This window comes from Citrobacter sp. Cf118, from assembly GCF_030334095.1.
GTDB lineage: Bacteria > Pseudomonadota > Gammaproteobacteria > Enterobacterales > Enterobacteriaceae > Citrobacter > Citrobacter freundii.
Map to the genome: position 1 here is coordinate 171,901 of NZ_JAOWES010000087.1, position 17,008 is coordinate 188,908.

Annotated in this window: 16 protein-coding genes and 1 pseudogene; 9 read left to right on the top strand and 8 right to left on the bottom strand. The window is 53.9% G+C overall.

Features of this window, described 5'->3' with window-relative positions; all coding sequences use genetic code 11:
* Positions 1 to 21 precede the first annotated feature (21 nt).
* Genes OGX67_RS26980 through OGX67_RS16100 form a run of 5 tightly spaced genes read left to right on the top strand, consistent with a single transcriptional unit; the run spans position 22 to position 4,493 of the window.
* Complete coding sequence (locus OGX67_RS26980; RefSeq protein WP_502873746.1) at positions 22 to 1,335, top strand: LLM class flavin-dependent oxidoreductase; 1,314 nt, start codon at positions 22 to 24, stop codon at positions 1,333 to 1,335.
* A gap of 12 nt (positions 1,336 to 1,347) precedes the next feature.
* On the top strand, positions 1,348 to 2,280 hold the full coding sequence (locus tag OGX67_RS26985; protein ID WP_502873747.1) for an ABC transporter substrate-binding protein: 933 nt from the start codon (positions 1,348 to 1,350) through the stop codon (positions 2,278 to 2,280).
* 10 nt (positions 2,281 to 2,290) lie between these two features.
* The gene (locus OGX67_RS16090) at positions 2,291 to 2,800 is read left to right on the top strand and encodes a GNAT family N-acetyltransferase (protein ID WP_048217555.1); all 510 of its coding nucleotides are present in this window, start codon (positions 2,291 to 2,293) and stop codon (positions 2,798 to 2,800) included.
* A 9-nt stretch (positions 2,801 to 2,809) separates the two neighbouring features.
* Complete coding sequence (locus OGX67_RS16095; protein WP_286526810.1) at positions 2,810 to 3,736, top strand: amino acid ABC transporter permease; 927 nt, start codon at positions 2,810 to 2,812, stop codon at positions 3,734 to 3,736.
* Entirely contained in the window at positions 3,720 to 4,493 is a 774-nt protein-coding gene (locus OGX67_RS16100) for an amino acid ABC transporter ATP-binding protein (RefSeq protein WP_071696119.1), read from the top strand. The genes OGX67_RS16095 and OGX67_RS16100 overlap by 17 nt, the downstream gene beginning before the upstream one ends.
* Positions 4,494 to 4,529: 36 nt before the next feature.
* Here OGX67_RS16100 and OGX67_RS16105 read toward each other — a convergent pair whose 3' ends face one another.
* Positions 4,530 to 5,519, bottom strand: a complete 990-nt coding sequence (locus tag OGX67_RS16105) for a zinc-dependent alcohol dehydrogenase family protein (protein WP_257651202.1) — start codon at positions 5,517 to 5,519, stop codon at positions 4,530 to 4,532.
* Positions 5,520 to 5,617: 98 nt separating this feature from the next.
* A complete protein-coding gene (locus OGX67_RS16110; RefSeq protein ID WP_257651203.1) occupies positions 5,618 to 6,538 on the bottom strand; it encodes a LysR family transcriptional regulator in 921 nt (306 codons plus the stop codon).
* Positions 6,539 to 6,650: 112 nt separating this feature from the next.
* Here OGX67_RS16110 and OGX67_RS16115 point away from each other — a divergent pair, with 112 nt between their 5' ends.
* From OGX67_RS16115 to pptA, 3 genes and pseudogenes are all read left to right on the top strand, one after another.
* Positions 6,651 to 7,268 carry a glutathione S-transferase family protein gene (locus OGX67_RS16115; RefSeq protein WP_003836190.1) on the top strand — a complete coding sequence of 206 codons (618 nt, stop codon included), beginning with the start codon at positions 6,651 to 6,653 and terminating at the stop codon, positions 7,266 to 7,268.
* Positions 7,269 to 7,321: 53 nt separating this feature from the next.
* Positions 7,322 to 7,423: pseudogene (locus OGX67_RS16120) on the top strand (GntR family transcriptional regulator); the annotation flags it as partial.
* Between the two features lie 48 nt (positions 7,424 to 7,471).
* On the top strand, positions 7,472 to 7,699 hold the full coding sequence (pptA, locus tag OGX67_RS16125) for a tautomerase PptA (RefSeq protein ID WP_003836197.1): 228 nt from the start codon (positions 7,472 to 7,474) through the stop codon (positions 7,697 to 7,699).
* A gap of 28 nt (positions 7,700 to 7,727) precedes the next feature.
* Here the strand turns inward: pptA and OGX67_RS16130 are convergent, their stop codons facing one another.
* A complete protein-coding gene (locus tag OGX67_RS16130) occupies positions 7,728 to 8,300 on the bottom strand; it encodes a flavin reductase family protein (protein WP_003020117.1) in 573 nt (190 codons plus the stop codon).
* A 157-nt stretch (positions 8,301 to 8,457) separates the two neighbouring features.
* Here OGX67_RS16130 and nhoA point away from each other — a divergent pair, with 157 nt between their 5' ends.
* Positions 8,458 to 9,303, top strand: coding sequence for an N-hydroxyarylamine O-acetyltransferase (gene nhoA / locus OGX67_RS16135; RefSeq protein WP_048217737.1), 846 nt, complete (start codon positions 8,458 to 8,460; stop codon positions 9,301 to 9,303).
* A gap of 58 nt (positions 9,304 to 9,361) precedes the next feature.
* Here nhoA and OGX67_RS16140 read toward each other — a convergent pair whose 3' ends face one another.
* The 5 genes from OGX67_RS16140 to OGX67_RS16160 all read right to left on the bottom strand — a co-directional run bounded on the left by OGX67_RS16140 (position 9,362) and on the right by OGX67_RS16160 (position 17,007).
* The gene (locus OGX67_RS16140) at positions 9,362 to 10,255 is read right to left on the bottom strand and encodes a PhzF family isomerase (protein WP_016150259.1); all 894 of its coding nucleotides are present in this window, start codon (positions 10,253 to 10,255) and stop codon (positions 9,362 to 9,364) included.
* A 98-nt stretch (positions 10,256 to 10,353) separates the two neighbouring features.
* Positions 10,354 to 11,034, bottom strand: a complete 681-nt coding sequence (gene narI / locus OGX67_RS16145) for a respiratory nitrate reductase subunit gamma (protein WP_003020109.1) — start codon at positions 11,032 to 11,034, stop codon at positions 10,354 to 10,356.
* Positions 11,031 to 11,726 (bottom strand): nitrate reductase molybdenum cofactor assembly chaperone, encoded by a 696-nt coding sequence (gene narW, locus OGX67_RS16150; RefSeq protein WP_071696116.1) that lies wholly within the window; start codon positions 11,724 to 11,726, stop codon positions 11,031 to 11,033. The genes narI and narW overlap by 4 nt, the downstream gene beginning before the upstream one ends.
* Positions 11,726 to 13,270, bottom strand: coding sequence for a nitrate reductase subunit beta (gene narH / locus OGX67_RS16155; protein WP_257652033.1), 1,545 nt, complete (start codon positions 13,268 to 13,270; stop codon positions 11,726 to 11,728). The genes narW and narH overlap by 1 nt, the downstream gene beginning before the upstream one ends.
* Positions 13,267 to 17,007 carry a nitrate reductase subunit alpha gene (locus OGX67_RS16160; RefSeq protein ID WP_268044211.1) on the bottom strand — a complete coding sequence of 1,247 codons (3,741 nt, stop codon included), beginning with the start codon at positions 17,005 to 17,007 and terminating at the stop codon, positions 13,267 to 13,269. Before OGX67_RS16160 ends, narH begins: the two co-directional genes overlap by 4 nt.
* Position 17,008: the final 1 nt, after the last annotated feature.

Genomic DNA, 17,008 nt, shown 5'->3' on the forward strand with positions numbered 1-17,008 from the left:
ACCTGTTGGGTAGGGGTTATTATGGCTGAAAATCGGCAACTACGGCTCGGAACTATTCTGCATGGCGCATCGGGAAATATGTCCGCATGGCGCCACCCGGCGGCTCAGGCCGATGCCAGTATTAATTTTGATTTTGTCAAAGAGACGGCGCTTATTGCGGAAAAAGGGAAGCTGGATTTTATTTTTGTCGCCGATGGTCTGTATATTAATGAAAAATCAATCCCGCACTTTTTAAATCGTTTTGAGCCGCTGACAGTATTATCCGCTTTGGCCAGCATCACCCAGAATCTGGGACTGGTTGGCACAGTGTCCACATCATACAGCGAGCCGTTTACGACCGCACGACAGTTCGCCAGCCTGGACCATCTCAGCAACGGGCGTGCGGGCTGGAACGTGGTTACGTCGCCTCTGGAAGGATCGGCAAAAAACTATTCTCGCGCTCAGCATCCGGAGCATGCCCAGCGTTATCGTATTGCCGATGAATATTTACAGGTAGTGAAAGGACTGTGGGATTCCTGGGAAGACGAAGCTTTTACCCGTAATAAAACAAGCGGGGAATTTTTTAATCCGCATAAACTGCACACGCTAAACCATCATGGAGATTATTTTCAGGTCGCCGGGCCGTTAAATATTGGGCGTACGCCACAAGGTCGTCCGATTATATTTCAGGCGGGAGCTTCAGCAGATGGCAAGAAATTAGCGGCGCAGCATGCTGATGCCATTTTTACCCATCAGGAGTCTCTGGCAGAGGCTAAGGCGTTCTATCAGGATGTAAAAAGTCAGCTGGAAATCGCCGGACGACATCCCGATCAACTGCATATATTCCAGGGCGTCAGTATTATTGTTGGCGACAGCGCAGAGGACGTTGAGCAGCAGTATCAGACTACCGCTGCGCTGGTCTCCGTTACCGACGCGCTGAACTATCTTGGCCGCTACTTTGAACATCATGATTTTGCCCAATATCCGCTGGACGCACCGTTCCCGGATCTTGGCTCTCTCGGACAAAACAGCTTTCGCAGTACGACTGATGAGATCAAACGCAACGCGCGCGAGCGTGGCTTAACACTCCGCCAGGTTGCTCTGGAAGCGGCCAGCCCACGTCCGCGTTTCAGCGGCACGCCGGAACAGGTCGCCGACGGCCTGCAGCAGTGGTTCGACGAGAAAGCCGCAGACGGTTTTATTATCCAGGGCGGAACGCCGGATACCTTCCCGCGTTTTGTCGAACAGGTTGTCCCTGTGCTTCAGGCGCGGGGCCTGTTCCGCCATGAATATCCCGGTACGACCCTGCGCGCAAGCCTGGGATTAACGACACCTGCAAATCAATTCACACAATAAGAGAAAAACGCTATGCAGAAAAAATCAGTATTCCTCGTACTGTCGCTGGCTTTCAGCGCAACTGTCTGGGCAAATGATGTGACGATTAACGGCACGGGCGTAAGTCTGGAAGCCAATAAAACGCCGATCAATACGGCAAAGAATCCGCAGGCGATTGCGCAATTGCCCGCAAACCTGCACCTGGCCGTACCGGGCAAATTCACCGTGGCGATTGCCGGGCTCAGCCAACCACCGCTGACCGTCTTTGCCGATGACAATAAGACGCTGATCGGCAGCGAGGCGGACATCGCGCGTCTGGTGGCTGACAGTTTGGGGCTGGAACTCAACGTCGTACCTACGTCATGGGAAGACTGGCCGCTGGGCGTCACTTCCGGCAAATACGATGCCGCGATCAGCAATATTACCGTCACCAAAGCACGCAAAGAAAAATTCGATTTCGCGACGTATCGGAAAGACTCTCTTGGCTTTTATGTCAAAACCGGTAGCAAGCTGAAGAAAATCGAGCAGGCGGAAGATATCGCTGGACTGCGCATTATCGTCGGTTCAGGGACGAACCAGGAAGCCATCCTGCTGGCCTGGAACGATGAGAACGTGAAGAAAGGGTTACAGCCGTTTACGCCGGTGTATACCAAAGATGATGCCGCGCAAACCCTGGCCCTACAGTCAGGCCGCGCCGATGCCTACTTCGGCCCTAATGTAATCGGCGCATGGAAAGCTGCACTCAACGGTAAAACGCAATTGGTGGGTAGTGTTGATGGCGGTTGGCCAAAAGCGGCACACATTGCTGTGACGCTGAAAAAGGACAGCGGTCTGGTTCTGCCGGTACAAACCGCCCTCAACGGCGTGATTGGCAACGGCGATTATGACAAGGTGCTGAATCGCTGGGGAGAAGGGGTGGAACGCATTCCGCAATCTGAAATCAACCCGGCCGGTTTAGGCGACTAAGGAGGTCATCGTGAGCGATCAATTTCGCGTGGTCTCACCTGAAGCCAGCGAGCTACAGCCCATTTTGAACGGTCTGTTCGGTGAGTATGCTGCCCGCTATGGCGATTATTTTTCTCGTGACGCTGAAGTGGAACTGACCGAATGGTATCTGGCACCGCAGGGACTTTTTGTGGTCCTGGAGCGTGGCGGCGAAATTATCGCCACCGGGGCTTACAAACCTTACGACAAGGACACTGCCGAGATTAAGCGTATCTGGACAAAAAGCAGCCTGCGTCAGCAGGGACTTGCGGCGCGTGTAGTGCAGGAACTGGAACGTCGGGCGCTACTCGCGGGCTACAGCCGGATATATCTGACCACAGGATTTCGCCAGCCGGAGGCCGTCAGACTTTATTTAAGCCAGGGCTACGATCCGCAATTTGATACGACGCGCAATCCAGAAGAGTACAGCCAGCCACCGTTTGATGGACGACTGCGCTTTACCAAACTGCTGACTATTGCCGGTCAGGCCAGAATCGCCTGAGGAGAGAAGATGAAAACGACAGATAGCATTAAAGTCGTACCGGCGCGTTACCCCATGCGCACCGTTGGCGCGGTCATTGCTTTGTTTGCCCTGGCGGTGATTCTCCAGTCTGTGGCGTTTAATCCGCGCTGGGAATGGAGTGTGTTTGCCCGCTGGTTCTTCGATCCGGTGATTTTGTCTGGTCTTGGACAAACGCTGTTACTGACACTTATCGGGACGCTGTTGAGTATTCTCATCGGCGGTCTGCTGGCGCTGGCGCGGCTTTCATCTTCCTGGCTGTTGAACTGTCTGGCCTGGGGGTACATCTGGCTGTTTCGTTCGTTACCGCTGATTGTGGTGCTAATCGTTCTGTACAACTTCTCCTATCTGTACGACACGCTGACGATTGGTATTCCGTTCACTCCCATTCAGTGGGGAAGTTTTGAGACCATCAATGTACTCGGTCAGTTTTCCACTGCGGTGGTTGGCCTGACGCTGGTACAAAGCGCCTATACCGCTGAAATTATTCGGGGTGGATTTTTAGGGGTCGATCACGGTCAGTACGAGGCAGCGGCAGCACTGGGCTTACCAGCAGGGCGACGTACGCTGCGGATTATTCTGCCGCAGGCGCTGCGCACCATTTTGCCTGCTGGCTTCAATGAAATCATCAGTCTGGCGAAAGGGACGGCGATGGTATACGTGCTGGCAATGCCGGAGCTGTTCTACACCATCCAGATGATATACAACCGCACGCAGGAAGTGATCCCGCTGCTGATGGTGGGTGCGGTGTGGTATCTGGTGATCACCAGCATTCTGTCGCTTATTCAGCATCTGGTCGAACGCACGCTGGCACGCAGCGAACGACGTTCAGCGATCAACACAGTCCGGGTGAGCCGTGCAGAAAAATGCAGTCGTCAACGTCCACAGCAGGAGGCCGTCCATGTCCCACTCGCCTGAAGGCCATATTTCTATTACCGGCGTCAGCAAATACTTTGGTCGCCACAAAGCATTGGATAATGTGTCGCTGGAGATCCCTCCCGGAACGGTAACGGTCATTCTCGGGCCGTCCGGTTCAGGGAAATCCACACTCCTGCGTACCATCAACCATCTGGAACGCGTCGATGAGGGTTTTATTCAAATCGATGGCGATTACATTGGCTATCGTCGGCAGGGAGACAAGCTGTATGAGCTGAAAGAGGCGGAAATTTTGCGCCAGCGGGTTAACGTCGGCTATGTGTTCCAGAACTTTAATCTGTTCCCGCACTTAACGGTGCTGGAGAACCTGATTGAAGCGCCCATTGCGCACGGACTGGCATCGCGTAAAGCCGCCACCGAGCGGGCATTAACGCTGCTTGATGCGGTAGGGTTGCGCAATAAAGCCGATGCCTGGTCGCGTCACTTATCTGGCGGTCAGCAGCAGCGTATCGCTATTGCCCGTGCACTGGCGCTAAATCCGCGCGTCATGCTGTTTGATGAGCCTACATCTGCACTGGATCCTGAGCTGGTGGGCGAAGTCCTGGATGTCATTAAAACGCTGGCGAAGTCGGGAACCACGCTGGTGGTGGTGACGCACGAGATTGGCTTCGCTAGGGAGGTGGCGGATCAGGTGGTGTTTATGGTTGATGGCAAAATCGTCGAGCAGGGCAGCAGCGAGCAGGTGTTGAATCATCCACGCCACACGCGCACCCAGCAGTTTTTGTCGAAAGTGCTTTGAGGGTAATTTGCGGCACAAAACTGTGCCGCACAAGGATTACAGGGTGACGACGATTTTGCCCACCTGACCGTTGGCTTCCATGTATTGATGTGCTTCAACGATATCATCAAAGGCAAAGGTTTTATCAATCAGCGGTTTGAGCTTACCGGATTGCAGTCCTTCAAAGATAAACCGTTTTGCACGTGACAGTTTTTCCGGGTTCGTGGTGATTTCGAAAATCTCATAGCCGCGGAAGGTCAGATGGCGACCGAGTATCTCAATTACCGGAATCGACAAATCACGCGCATCAAGAGAGCCATACTGGAAAAAGAGTCCGCCGGCAGGCATCACCTGGGCAATTTTTGCCACGCCAGGGCCACCGACCGGATCGAAGACCACGCGGGTACCTTTGCCGTCAGTGATCCGGTTAATCTCCGCCACCAGATCCTGCTCCTGGCTGGCGATAACCTCTGCCGCGCCAAGTTGCAGAAGCTGGGCACGTTTCTCACTGGTGCGCGTCATCGCAATCGGTTTTGCTCCCCGCATGTTAGCAATCTGAATTGCCGCCAGTCCGACGCTGCTGGAAGCAGCATTGATCAGTACGTTATCACCAGGCTTAATATCCGCATATTCAACCAGCGCACCGAAAGCGGTCACATACATCATCCAGCTCGCCGCGGCTTCCTCGAAGCTAAGATTCTCAGGATGTTTGACGACAGCATGGGCTGGAGCATTGACGACTTCACCGTACATACCATACTCATGGAAGCTGAAAGCCGGGATGACGCTGACGCTATCGCCGGGCGCAAACTCACGCACGTTGTCTCCCACGGATTCAACAACGCCAGAAGCCTCATAGCCCAGACGAGCCGGAAATTTGGGTTGGTAAATATACTGGCCGGTACGATACATAATTTCCGCACGGTTAATGCCGATTGCGCGTACGCGTATCTGAACTTCATCCGCACGCGGAGCCAAAACTGGCATATCCTGTATTGTCAGGACGTCAGCGTCGCCTGGTTGATTAAAAACCACGACCTTAGACATAGCAAACCTCTGTAAATTGTTCTGTATTGGGTCTGCACAATTTAACGGCTCAGATGAGGGTGAAAAACCGCCGTTGCGGAACTTCACTATTACTTAGATTATAATAATCCCTGTAGGCGCGATTTTTGCTCGGTAAAAAGCGCACACAGCCAGTCAATAAACACCCGAACGCGGGGGGCAAGATGGCGCCTGTCCGGGTAGAGCACGGAAACGGGTTTTGATTCCCCGGCATAATCGGCCAGCACCTCTACGAGCTGGCCCGACTGGATCCAGGGGGCCAGTACCGCGTGCACACCGTGGATGATACCGAGTCCGGATAAACAGCCTGTCAAAAGAATGTCGGAGTTATCAACGCAGATGTGACCTGTAGGGATAAACGACACGGTTTCACCCTCACGGACGAAGGACCATTCCAGTGCTTCACGATGACGTTCACTGAAAAAGTTAATTGCCTGATGTCGGGATAAATCCTCTGGCGTCTGCGGTACGCCGTGTTTTTGCAAATAATTCGGGGACGCGCATGTCACCATTTTTACCTCACCAAGCCGCCGTGAAATCAGAGAAGAGTCTTGTAACTCGCCAATGCGAATCATGCAGTCGATACCTTCGGCAAGCAGATCGATTCTGCGGTCGGTGGAGGTGAGGACAATCTCAATATCCGGGTAGCGCGACTGGAAATCGTTCAGGGCCGGGACTAATACCGAGTGAGCCAGCGACAGGGGGGCATTCACCCTGAGTTTTCCGCGCGGAGGGCGAGTGGGTGAGAAAGAAGCCATGATGTCATCAACGTCACTGAGCAGGATTTTTGTGCGTTGGTAAAAAGCGTCACCTTCTTCTGTCAGACTCACTTTACGAGTCGTGCGGTTAAGCAACTTTGCTCCCAGATCGTCTTCAAGATGTTGGATAGCTTTGGTCACTGCAGGGCGGTGCAGGTGTAACACGTCTGCTGCTCTGGCAAATCCACCTTGCTCAACAACCTGTACAAAAATGTTCATATATTCAAACATACTGGAACGCATGGCTTATTCTCCCCCGGTATTCGACCATTGTTATTATGAAAGTAATAATCATGTCTGCATAGGTTGCCGAATGCTGCTCTACACTTAGGGTTTTAACTTTGGGGATTGCAGCATGATTAAGGTCTATGGGGTACCGGGCTGGGGATCGGCCATCAGTGAAGTGATGCTCACACTGGCGGAGATCCCTTATCATTTTATTAATGTCGACGGTTTTGACAGTGACGGCCCTCAGCGGGAGTTGCTTAAGACGATGAATCCACTATGCCAGGTGCCCACGCTGGTACTGGAAAATGGCAGTGTGATGACAGAAACGGCGGCGATCGCGCTGATGATTCTCGATCGTCGCCCTGAACTTTCACCACCCGTTGGACACGCCGAACGCCAGCAGTTTCAGCGTCTGTTGATATGGCTGGTAGCAAATGTCTATCCCACGTTTACCTATGCCGACTATCCAGAACGTTGGGTACCGGACGCCCCGGCGCAGTTGAAAAAGAACTGCATTGAGTACCGTAAATCCCTCTATATGTGGCTGAACGATCAGCTAAACGCCGAGCCGTACGCATTCGGGGATCAGCTAACACTACTGGACGTATATATTGCCGTTATGCGCAGCTGGGGACCTGGGCATGACTGGTTTCAGGACAACACGCCGAATATTAGCGCTATCGCTGATGCAGTTTGTCAGCATCCGAGGCTGCGTACTGTACTGAAAAGCAATAAGATTATTTGAATAAAAAAACGCTGTTCCGCAGGAGTGCAAATCCCGGAACAGCGGGCGAACTCCGACGGGCCATTGGACAACGCGTCGCCTCTCTGTTTGCCGATCGTATCGAACAAATTCCACGTGAAGACGATATTATTGATGTCGGATTTCACCTGGTTGAAGAGAGTCCGCATAAGTTACCTGCATCCCAAAACAATAAGGAACCTGTCATGCCGCACGTTGATATCAAATGTTTTCCTCGCGATTTGAACGAAGAAGAGAAGGCCGCACTGGCGACGGATATTACCGAAGTCATTATTCGTCATTTACAAAGCAAAGAGAGTTCAGTGAGCGTGGCGCTGAATGAAGTTGAGCCGGATGCCTGGCAGGCGGTATGGGATGCGGAAATCGCACCACAGATGACGAGGCTGATTAAAAAACCCGGCTACAGCATGTGAAAGAAAACGGGCGATTATTGCGCCCGTATTATTCAGCCGCTGTTATGCGTTTCCCGCTGGTGACAAACGTTCCGGCGCCAAGATGATGCAGGGTATTGAGTTTATCATCATCAAACTGCCAGCGTCCTTCCACGAAAGCTCGCTCATCAGCGGCAGCCGAGACCACTTCCCCAAACAGGGTGTCATATTTTTCCTGTGCCGCCGTTGCAGGCAGCAGACGACACTCCATCCAGGCCAGACATTTCGCTTCTATTAACGGTAATCCCAGCACCGGACCTTTTACCACCGGAATACCGTAGCAGTTAAATTTATCTTCCACGCGACCGGAAACGCTGCCCACCGCGTAAGTCCAGTTGGTAGCGGCCACGCCCGGAATAACAATACCGAACTTGCCGCTACGCTCAATCAGTTCACGCGACCAGGCAGTCTTATCAACAACAATTGCAATCCGCGGCGGTTCAAATTCCACCGGCATTGACCATGCCGCCGCCATCACATTGCGCCGCTCGGTATGCTCATCCCGGCTGGTGATCAGTATCGTAGGGCCGTGGTTAAGCAGCCGACTGGCATGTTTTAATTCGATTGAACGAAAATGGCTCATGGATGCTCCTGGGCTGAGAGATAACACACCACAATAGATATAGATATTAACGGTATTAGCGATTTTGTCGCCTCGTCTGGAGGAACAACGCACAAAATCGACGGCGTAAAATTAAAAATGAGTTATAAGTACTGCATTAATCGAACAGGAACTCCCTATGACGCCTTTTTTAACCGCTTATTTTGCCCGTATTGGCTGGTCAGATTCGGCCAGCGTCGACATTGAAACTTTAAAAGCGCTGCATTTACTGCACAACGGCGCGATTCCGTTTGAAAACCTGGATGTATTACTGCCAAGAGAGATGCAGCTTGACGATTTGTCGCTGGAAGAGAAGCTGGTGACGGCGCATCGTGGCGGTTATTGCTTTGAACAGAATGGAGTGTTTGAGCGCGCGTTACGCGAAATCGGTTTTAACGTACGCAGCCTTCTCGGTCGTGTGGTACTGGCAAATCCGTCAAGTCTGCCGCCGCGCACGCATCGTCTGTTGCTGGTTGAATTACAGGGAGAGCAGTGGATCGCCGACGTTGGCTTCGGCGGGCAAACGCTGACGGCGCCGATTCGTCTGCAGGCCGACATTGAGCAGCAAACGCCACACGGCGAATATCGTCTGGTTCAGGAGGGGGACGATTGGATCCTGCAGTTCCGCCATCACGATCACTGGCAATCAATGTACCGTTTTGACCTGGTCGTGCAGCACCAGAGCGATTATCTGATGGGCAATTTCTGGTCCGCGCACTGGCCACAATCGCATTTTCGTCATCATTTGCTGATGTGTCGTCATCTTCCGGACGGCGGTAAGCTGACGTTGACCAATTTTCATTTCACCCGTTATCAGGATGGTCGGGCGATAGAGCAGATTAATCTGCCCGATGTCGCCAGCCTGTATGCCTTGCTGCAGGAACAGTTTGGACTGGGCGTAGATGACGTGAAGCATGGGTTTACCGAAGATGAGCTGGCGACGGTCATGGCGGCGTTTGATACGCATCCGGAGGCGGGGAAATAGGGGCATCGGAAGTCATGCCGGATGCGGCGTTATCGCCTTATCCGGCCTACGGGAACCATTAAAAATCTATCGCCCATTCGGCGTGAAACAGGATCACTGCCGAACCGGTAATAGTCACTTTTTCCGGCAGGTTTTCACGGATAGCCACCGTCACATCAACAATACCGTCACGCCCGAGCGCGCGGCCCTGATGCCCCTGAACACGTAGCGTTTTTCCGTCATGCGGCATCAATCCATGTTGAACCAGCCACGCGCCCATTGGACCGTTGGCATTGCCGGTAACCGGATCTTCCACAATACCAATAGCAGGCGAGAACATGCGGCCATCGGTGGCGTTTTCGCCCTTGCGAATTTGAAAAGGGAAGAAACCGTTACAGCCAATTTGCTTGCTGATAGCGGTCAGGGCAGGCAAATCCGGGGAAAGGGCGTCGAGGTCCACCTCAGGCTTCAGCGCAATCATTACTTTAGAGTGTCCGGTAGTGGCTACCTGAATGGGTAATCCGGGCAGCATATCGTCTTCGCTCAGGTGCAGTGCATCGATTATCGCGGCACGTACAGCACCTTCCAGCGGAGCTTCGAATCCAGGTACGCCTTGTTCAAGGCTGATGCGATAGTCATTGTCACTTGCTTCAATATCGACCCGATGACGACCGGCGAGCGAGGTTTGCCAGACGGTGCTGTTGCCCAGACCCAGCACCTTGGCGCGCACATAATGTGCGGCGACGGTAGCGTGTCCACAGATAGGAACTTCGACCGTCGGCGTGAAATAACGAATGCGAACATCGCTGTCGTCACTGGTCAGCAGGAATGCGGTTTCCGAATGACGCAGCTCGCGAGCAATAAGTTGCATCTGTGCTTCGCTCAATCCGTCAGCATGCAACACCACTCCCGCTGAATTGCCGCGAAAGGGTACTGAAGTAAAGGCATCGACGTGATAAACCTGTGGTTTCATTAGTGTTCTCCCTGGGATGGAGAAGCATCATAACGTACAAAAAGCGGGATAGCGATCCAGGCCCGGTAAGCGCTAGCGCTACCGGGCAGCAGAGGAAATTAGCGACGCGAACGCACTATCTGATAACGGCGGGTAAAGTACTCAAACGGCGCACTCCACACGTGGACCAGTCGGGTGAACGGGAACAGCAGGAAAATGGTCATCCCCAGAACCAGATGCACACGGAAAATCCACGCCACGCCATCCAGATGCGCAGACGCACCGCCCTGGAAGGTCACCACCGACTGCGCCCAACCGACCAGTTTTAGCATTTCACTGCCGTCAGGATGCTGTGCAGAGAACGGGATAGTGGTTAAACCGAGAATACATTGAATCAGCAGAACGCAGAGGATCAGAATATCGGCGGTCGAGGAGGTTGCGCGAATGCGCGGGTTAGTCAACCGGCGCACCAGCAGGCCAGCGCCACCCACCAGTGTGAGCACGCCACAAAGTCCGCCGGCAATCATCGCCATCTGCTGCTTTACCGCAATCGGCAGGAACCAGGCATACATCCAGTGCGGCGTTAACATGCCAAACAGGTGCCCGAAAAAGATCCCCAGAATGCCGATGTGGAACAGGTTTGACCACAACACCATACCGCGTTTGTCCAGCATCTGGCTGGAAGACGCGCGCCAGGTGTATTGTCCGTAGTCGTAGCGTAGCCAACTGCCGAGGATAAACACCGTACCGCACAGGTACGGATAGATATCGTAAAAAAAGACGTTCAGGTACTGTATCATTTCGGGCCTCCCGCGCTGACGTCGACATACTGAGGTGCCACGTCCTGGCTAAAGCGTCGTTGATAGTTTTGTAACGGTGAACTGTCACAGGCGGTGGCATTATCTTCGATAAACTTCACCTGTTCCTCTTCCCAGACTGCATCCAGCGCCTGTCGGGTATCGTCGCGCGTTTCCGCGCCAACCTGCTTAGTGACACTGTCACTCGAAAGAGGACTTCCGGCAAGCTGCAACAGGGCATCAAACAGTTGATACCACGGCGTATCGCGCTGTTTTAAGCGCCCGCCAAGCAACGCCAGAATCGGTGCGACGTTCTGCAGTCCTTCTTTGGCCTCCGCTTCCGGTAACACGCTTAAGTACTCAAGATATAAAGGCAGGTGATCCGGCAGTTCGCGACAGTTTAGCTGCAGCCCGACCTTTTCATACTGCGCCAACAAATCAACCATCGCCTGGCCCCGGTCACGGGACTCGGCGTGCACATGCTCAAACAGCAGCAGTGAGGTGGCCCGACCCCGGTCAAAGATTTCGCACCATTCGGCTTGTTTATCCAGTAACGGCGCATTGAGCAGCTCCTGGCTAAAATCATTCAGCGTGGGGGCATCGCTGGCCACAAGCGCCAGCGCGTCGTCTTTACACTCCCATAGCAGCTCGTCGGGGTACTCCATCAGCAGGCCGATAACCTTCAGGATTTGCATTATTCACCCTCCGCTTTATCGCGCACTTCGGTGATGTCGATGGCATCAATACGGCTACTGTTAAACAGGTTGAATTTGGTATCTGAGCCATGGCAGCCGTCACCGAAGGTAAAGCCGCAGCCGTTTTTCTCCGGGAAGGCATCACGCGCCATTTCGCGGTGACTGGTCGGGATCACAAAGCGGTCTTCATAGTTGGCGATGGCCAGATAACGATACATCTCCTCGACCTGCTCAACGCTCAGACCCACTTCCTCAATCGCGCGGGTGTCCGTGACGCCTTCTACGGTTTGCGCACGCATATAGTGGCGCATGGCCATCATCCGTTTGAGCGCCCTCAGCACCGGACCGGTATCACCCGCACTGAGCATATTGGCGAGGTACTGAACCGGAATTCGCAGCGACTCAACCGCAGGCAAAATGTTGCCATTGTGCGGCAGTCCGCCCGCGTCGGCGACCGACTGAATCGGTGACAATGGCGGCACATACCAGACCATCGGCAGGGTGCGATACTCCGGGTGCAGCGGTAGCGCCAGCTTCCAGTCCATCGCCATTTTGTAAACCGGCGAGCGCTGAGCTGCTTCGATGACGTTGTGTGGAATACCTTGTTTTAGCGCCTCTTCAATCACCGCCGGATCGTTCGGGTTGAGGAACACATCGCACTGACGCTCGTAGAGATCGGTTTCATGCTCGGTGCTCGCTGCTTCCTCGATACGGTCTGCGTCGTACAGCAATACCCCGAGATAACGGATACGCCCAACGCAGGTTTCTGAACACACCGTCGGCTGGCCGGACTCAATACGCGGGTAGCAGAAAATGCACTTCTCTGACTTACCGCTCTTCCAGTTAAAGTAGATTTTTTTGTACGGACAGCCGCTGATGCACAAGCGCCAACCGCGACATTTGTCCTGGTCGATCAGCACAATGCCGTCTTCTTCACGCTTATAGATAGCACCGCTCGGGCAGGTGGCGACACAGCTTGGGTTCAGACAGTGCTCGCACAGGCGCGGTAAATACATCATGAAGGTGTTTTCGAACTGACCGTACATCTCCTTTTGCATCTTCTCGAAGTTACGGTCGCGGGCACGTTTTGAAAATTCGCCGCCAAGCAGTTCTTCCCAGTTTGGACCCCAGATAATCTTGTCCATCCGTTTACCATCTATCAGCGAACGCGGACGCGCGGTGGGCTGATTCTTGCTCTCCGGCGCGCTATGCAGATGCTGATAATCGTAGGTAAACGGTTCATAGTAATCATCGATTTGCGGGATCACCGGGTTGGCGAAAATTTTGGTGATTACGCCCATCTTACCGCCCAGACGCGGTCTTATCTTGCCGTTAACATCGCGAACCCAGCCGCCTTGCCACTCTTCCTGATTTTCCCAGTTTTTCGGATAACCAATCCCCGGTTTAGTCTCGACGTTGTTAAACCACGCATATTCCATCCCTTCACGCCCGGTCCAGACGTTTTTACAGGTGACGGAGCAGGTGTGGCAGCCGATGCACTTATCCAGATTAAGAACCATGCCTACCTGTGAGCGTATTTTCATTTTTTCGCCTCCTGTACCTGATCGCGACCTTCATCATCCAGCCAGTTAATGTTTTTCATTTTTCTAATCATGATGAACTCATCGCGGTTAGAGCCGACCGTCCCGTAATAGTTGAAGCTGTATGCCAGTTGCGCATAGCCGCCGATCATGTGCGTGGGTTTCGGGCAGACGCGGGTGACCGAGTTATGGATCCCGCCACGCATTCCGGTGACTTCCGAGCCTGGGATATTCATGATTCGCTCCTGAGCGTGATACATCATGGTCATTCCCGGCGGCACGCGTTGACTCACCACTGCACGCGCGGTGAGCGCACCGTTGGCGTTGAAGGCTTCAATCCAGTCGTTATCCTCAATGCCCAGCTCTTTGGCATCGGTCTCGCTGATCCAGACAATGGGGCCGCCGCGCGAAAGCGTCAGCATCAGCAGGTTTTCACTGTAGGTAGAGTGGATCCCCCATTTCTGGTGCGGCGTCAGGAAGTTGAGGGCTTTTTCCGGGAAGCCGTTAGGCGGAACCTCGCGCATTTCACTGACGCTGCGGGTATCGATAGGCGGACGATACGCCACCAGACTTTCACCGAACGCTCGCATCCACGCGTGATCCTGATACAGCTGCTGGCGGCCGGACAGGGTACGCCATGGGATCAACTCGTGGACATTGGTATAGCCTGCGTTATAGGAGACATGTTCGCTTTCAAGGCCGGACCAGGTAGGACTGGAGATGATTTTGCGCGGCTGCGCCTGGATATCGCGAAAACGAATCTTTTCGTCTTCTTTGTTCAACGCCAGATGCGTATGATCGCGTCCGGTCATCGCCCCCAGCGCTTCCCAGGCTTTCACCGCCACCTGACCGTTTGTTTCCGGCGCCAGGGCGAGGATCACCTCAGAGGCATCCAGCGCGGTGTCAATCAGCGGTCGGCCTTTTGCCGGGCCTTCACGTTTGGTGTAGTTCAGCTTGCCGAGGAAATCGACTTCCGCCTGGGTATTCCACGCAATGCCTTTCCCTCCATTTCCAAGCTTGTCCATAAGCGGACCGAGTGAAGTAAAGCGTTCGTAGGTAGCGGGGTAGTCACGTTCCACAACGGCGATATTCGGTGCCGTTTTCCCCGGGAGGAGATCGCATTCGCCTTTGCGCCAGTCCAGAATGTCAAACGGCTGCGCCAGCTCTGCCGGAGAGTCGTGTTGCAGTGGTTGCAACACCACATCCGTCTCTTGCCCAAGATGTCCCACACATACCTCAGAGAACACTTTGGCGATGCCTTTATAAATTTCCCAGTCACTCTTCGATTCCCATGCCGGGTCGACCGCCGCGGACAACGGATGAATAAACGGATGCATATCCGAGGTATTCATATCGTCTTTTTCATACCAGGTAGCGGTTGGCAAAACGATATCGGAGAACAAACAGGTGCTGGACATACGGAAATCGAGCGTGACCAGCAGATCGAGCTTGCCCTCTATCGCCGCGGATTGCCATTCAACCTCTTCAGGTTTAATACCCTCACTTGAACCGAGCGCTTCCCCCTGGATCCCGCTTTCGGTACCCAGTAAATACTTGAGCATGTATTCATGCCCTTTACCGGAGGAACCGAGCAGGTTAGAGCGCCAGACGAAGAGGTTGCGTGGGTGGTTTTTGCCGCTATCCGGCTGCTCACAGGCAAAACGAATATCACCCGACTTCAGCGCTTGGGCAGTGTATTGCGCAGGAGATAACCCAGCTTGTTCTGCCTTCGCTTTGACGGTCAATGGGTTAAGGTTAAGCTGCGGCGCAGAGGGCAGCCAGCCCATTCGTTCAGCACGTACGTTAAAGTCAATCAAATGTCCGCTAAACTTCGACGCATCGGCCAGCGGCGAGAGGAGTTCTTGCGCGGTGAGTTTTTCATAACGCCACTGACTGGAGTGATTGTAGAAAAACGAAGTGCTGTTCATCTGACGCGGTGGGCGGTTCCAGTCCAGCGCAAAGGCCAGCGGCAACCAACCGGTTTGCGGACGCAGTTTCTCCTGACCCACATAGTGCGCCCAGCCGCCGCCGCTTTGTCCTACGCAACCACAGAACACCAGGATGTTAATCATCCCGCGGTAGTTCATATCCATGTGATACCAGTGGTTAACGCCAGCCCCGAGGATGATCATCGAACGGCCATGCGTTTTGTGCGCAGTATCGGCAAACTCACGGGCGATTTGTTCGATATGACGGCGTGGCACACCGGTAATTTGCTCGCCCCAGGCCGGAGTGTAGGCTTTTACTTCGCTGTAATCTTGTGCGCTATGAACGTCATCCAGACCACGATCGAGGCCGTAATTCGCCAGCACCAGATCATAGACGCTCACCACCGGGCAACGGCTACCGTCAGCGAGGGTGAGATGTTTTACCGGTAGTCGACGGATCAGCACCGGTTCTTGTTTTACACTGCGGAAATGTGGGTTTTCGTTGCCGCCAAAATAGGGGAATGCCACGCCGGTCACGTCATCATGCTGGCCAAGCAGCGAGAGGGAAAGCTCTGTTTCAGCACCAGCCGCCAGGGGTTCCAGGTTCCATTTGCCTTTCTCGCCCCAGCGAAAACCGATAGATCCGTTCGGGACAACCAGTTCGCCCTCGCGGTTGAAAGCCACCGTTTTCCACTCTGGATTGTTGCTTTCACCCAGACCATCGACAAGGTCTGAGGCGCGCATCATGCGCCCAGGCACGTAGCAGCCATCTTCGCGGGCATCCAGCAGCACCAGCATCGGCATATCGGTATAGCGACGACAGTAATTGAGGAAATAATCGCTGGGATTGTCGAGATGGAACTCTTTCAGGATGACGTGGCCCATCGCCATTGCCAGCGCGCTGTCTGTCCCTTGTTTCGGTGCCAGCCACTGGTCGCACAGTTTGGCGACTTCCGAGTAGTCTGGCGTAATGGCAATTGTCTTGGTGCCTTTGTAGCGAACTTCAGTAAAAAAGTGCGCGTCCGGGGTACGGGTCTGCGGCACGTTAGAGCCCCAGGCGATGATATAGCTGGAGTTATACCAGTCGGCGGATTCAGGAACGTCGGTCTGCTCGCCCCAGGTCATCGGTGACGCGGGCGGTAAGTCGCAGTACCAGTCATAGAAGCTCAGACAGGTTCCGCCCAGTAGCGAGAGATAGCGCGTACCTGCGGCATAGGAGACCATCGACATTGCGGGGATGGGAGAGAATCCGGCCACACGATCAGGGCCGTAAGTTTTCACCGTCCAGACGTTGGCAGCAGCAATCAGTTGATTAAGTTCTTTCCAGTTGGAACGGATAAACCCACCGCGCCCGCGTACCTGCTTGTAGCTCTGGCATTTTTGCGGGTCGTTCATAATGGATTCCCAGGCCAGCACCGGATCGGGCTGGCGGGACAGGGCGTCGCGCCACAATTCGATTAAGCGTTTACGCACCAGTGGATATTTCAGGCGGTTAGCGCTGTAGAGATACCACGAGTAACTTGCACCGCGTGGGCAGCCACGGGGCTCATGATTTGGCAGGTCAGGTCGGGTACGAGGATAGTCGGTTTGCTGAGTTTCCCAGGTTACCAGCCCGTTTTTGACGTAGATTTTCCAGCTGCATGAGCCGGTACAGTTAACGCCGTGGGTAGATCGCACAATTTTATCGAACTGCCAGCGCTGACGATAGCTGTCTTCCCAGTCCCGGTTGGTGTGCATTACTTGCCCATGCCCCTCGGCAAACGTATCGCCCTTTTGTTTAAAGTAGCGAAAGCGGTCTAACAGTTTACTCATG

Coding starts and splice junctions, on each gene's coding strand:
- OGX67_RS26980 (WP_502873746.1), top strand. CDS start 22: ATGGCTGAAAATCGGCAACTACGGCTCGGAACTATTCTGCATGGCGCA.
- OGX67_RS26985 (WP_502873747.1), top strand. CDS start 1,348: ATGCAGAAAAAATCAGTATTCCTCGTACTGTCGCTGGCTTTCAGCGCA.
- OGX67_RS16095 (WP_286526810.1), top strand. CDS start 2,810: ATGAAAACGACAGATAGCATTAAAGTCGTACCGGCGCGTTACCCCATG.
- OGX67_RS16100 (WP_071696119.1), top strand. CDS start 3,720: ATGTCCCACTCGCCTGAAGGCCATATTTCTATTACCGGCGTCAGCAAA.
- OGX67_RS16105 (WP_257651202.1), bottom strand. CDS start 5,519: ATGTCTAAGGTCGTGGTTTTTAATCAACCAGGCGACGCTGACGTCCTG.
- OGX67_RS16110 (WP_257651203.1), bottom strand. CDS start 6,538: ATGCGTTCCAGTATGTTTGAATATATGAACATTTTTGTACAGGTTGTT.
- OGX67_RS16115 (WP_003836190.1), top strand. CDS start 6,651: ATGATTAAGGTCTATGGGGTACCGGGCTGGGGATCGGCCATCAGTGAA.
- pptA (WP_003836197.1), top strand. CDS start 7,472: ATGCCGCACGTTGATATCAAATGTTTTCCTCGCGATTTGAACGAAGAA.
- OGX67_RS16130 (WP_003020117.1), bottom strand. CDS start 8,300: ATGAGCCATTTTCGTTCAATCGAATTAAAACATGCCAGTCGGCTGCTT.
- nhoA (WP_048217737.1), top strand. CDS start 8,458: ATGACGCCTTTTTTAACCGCTTATTTTGCCCGTATTGGCTGGTCAGAT.
- OGX67_RS16140 (WP_016150259.1), bottom strand. CDS start 10,255: ATGAAACCACAGGTTTATCACGTCGATGCCTTTACTTCAGTACCCTTT.
- narI (WP_003020109.1), bottom strand. CDS start 11,034: ATGATACAGTACCTGAACGTCTTTTTTTACGATATCTATCCGTACCTG.
- narW (WP_071696116.1), bottom strand. CDS start 11,726: ATGCAAATCCTGAAGGTTATCGGCCTGCTGATGGAGTACCCCGACGAG.
- narH (WP_257652033.1), bottom strand. CDS start 13,270: ATGAAAATACGCTCACAGGTAGGCATGGTTCTTAATCTGGATAAGTGC.
- OGX67_RS16160 (WP_268044211.1), bottom strand. CDS start 17,007: ATGAGTAAACTGTTAGACCGCTTTCGCTACTTTAAACAAAAGGGCGAT.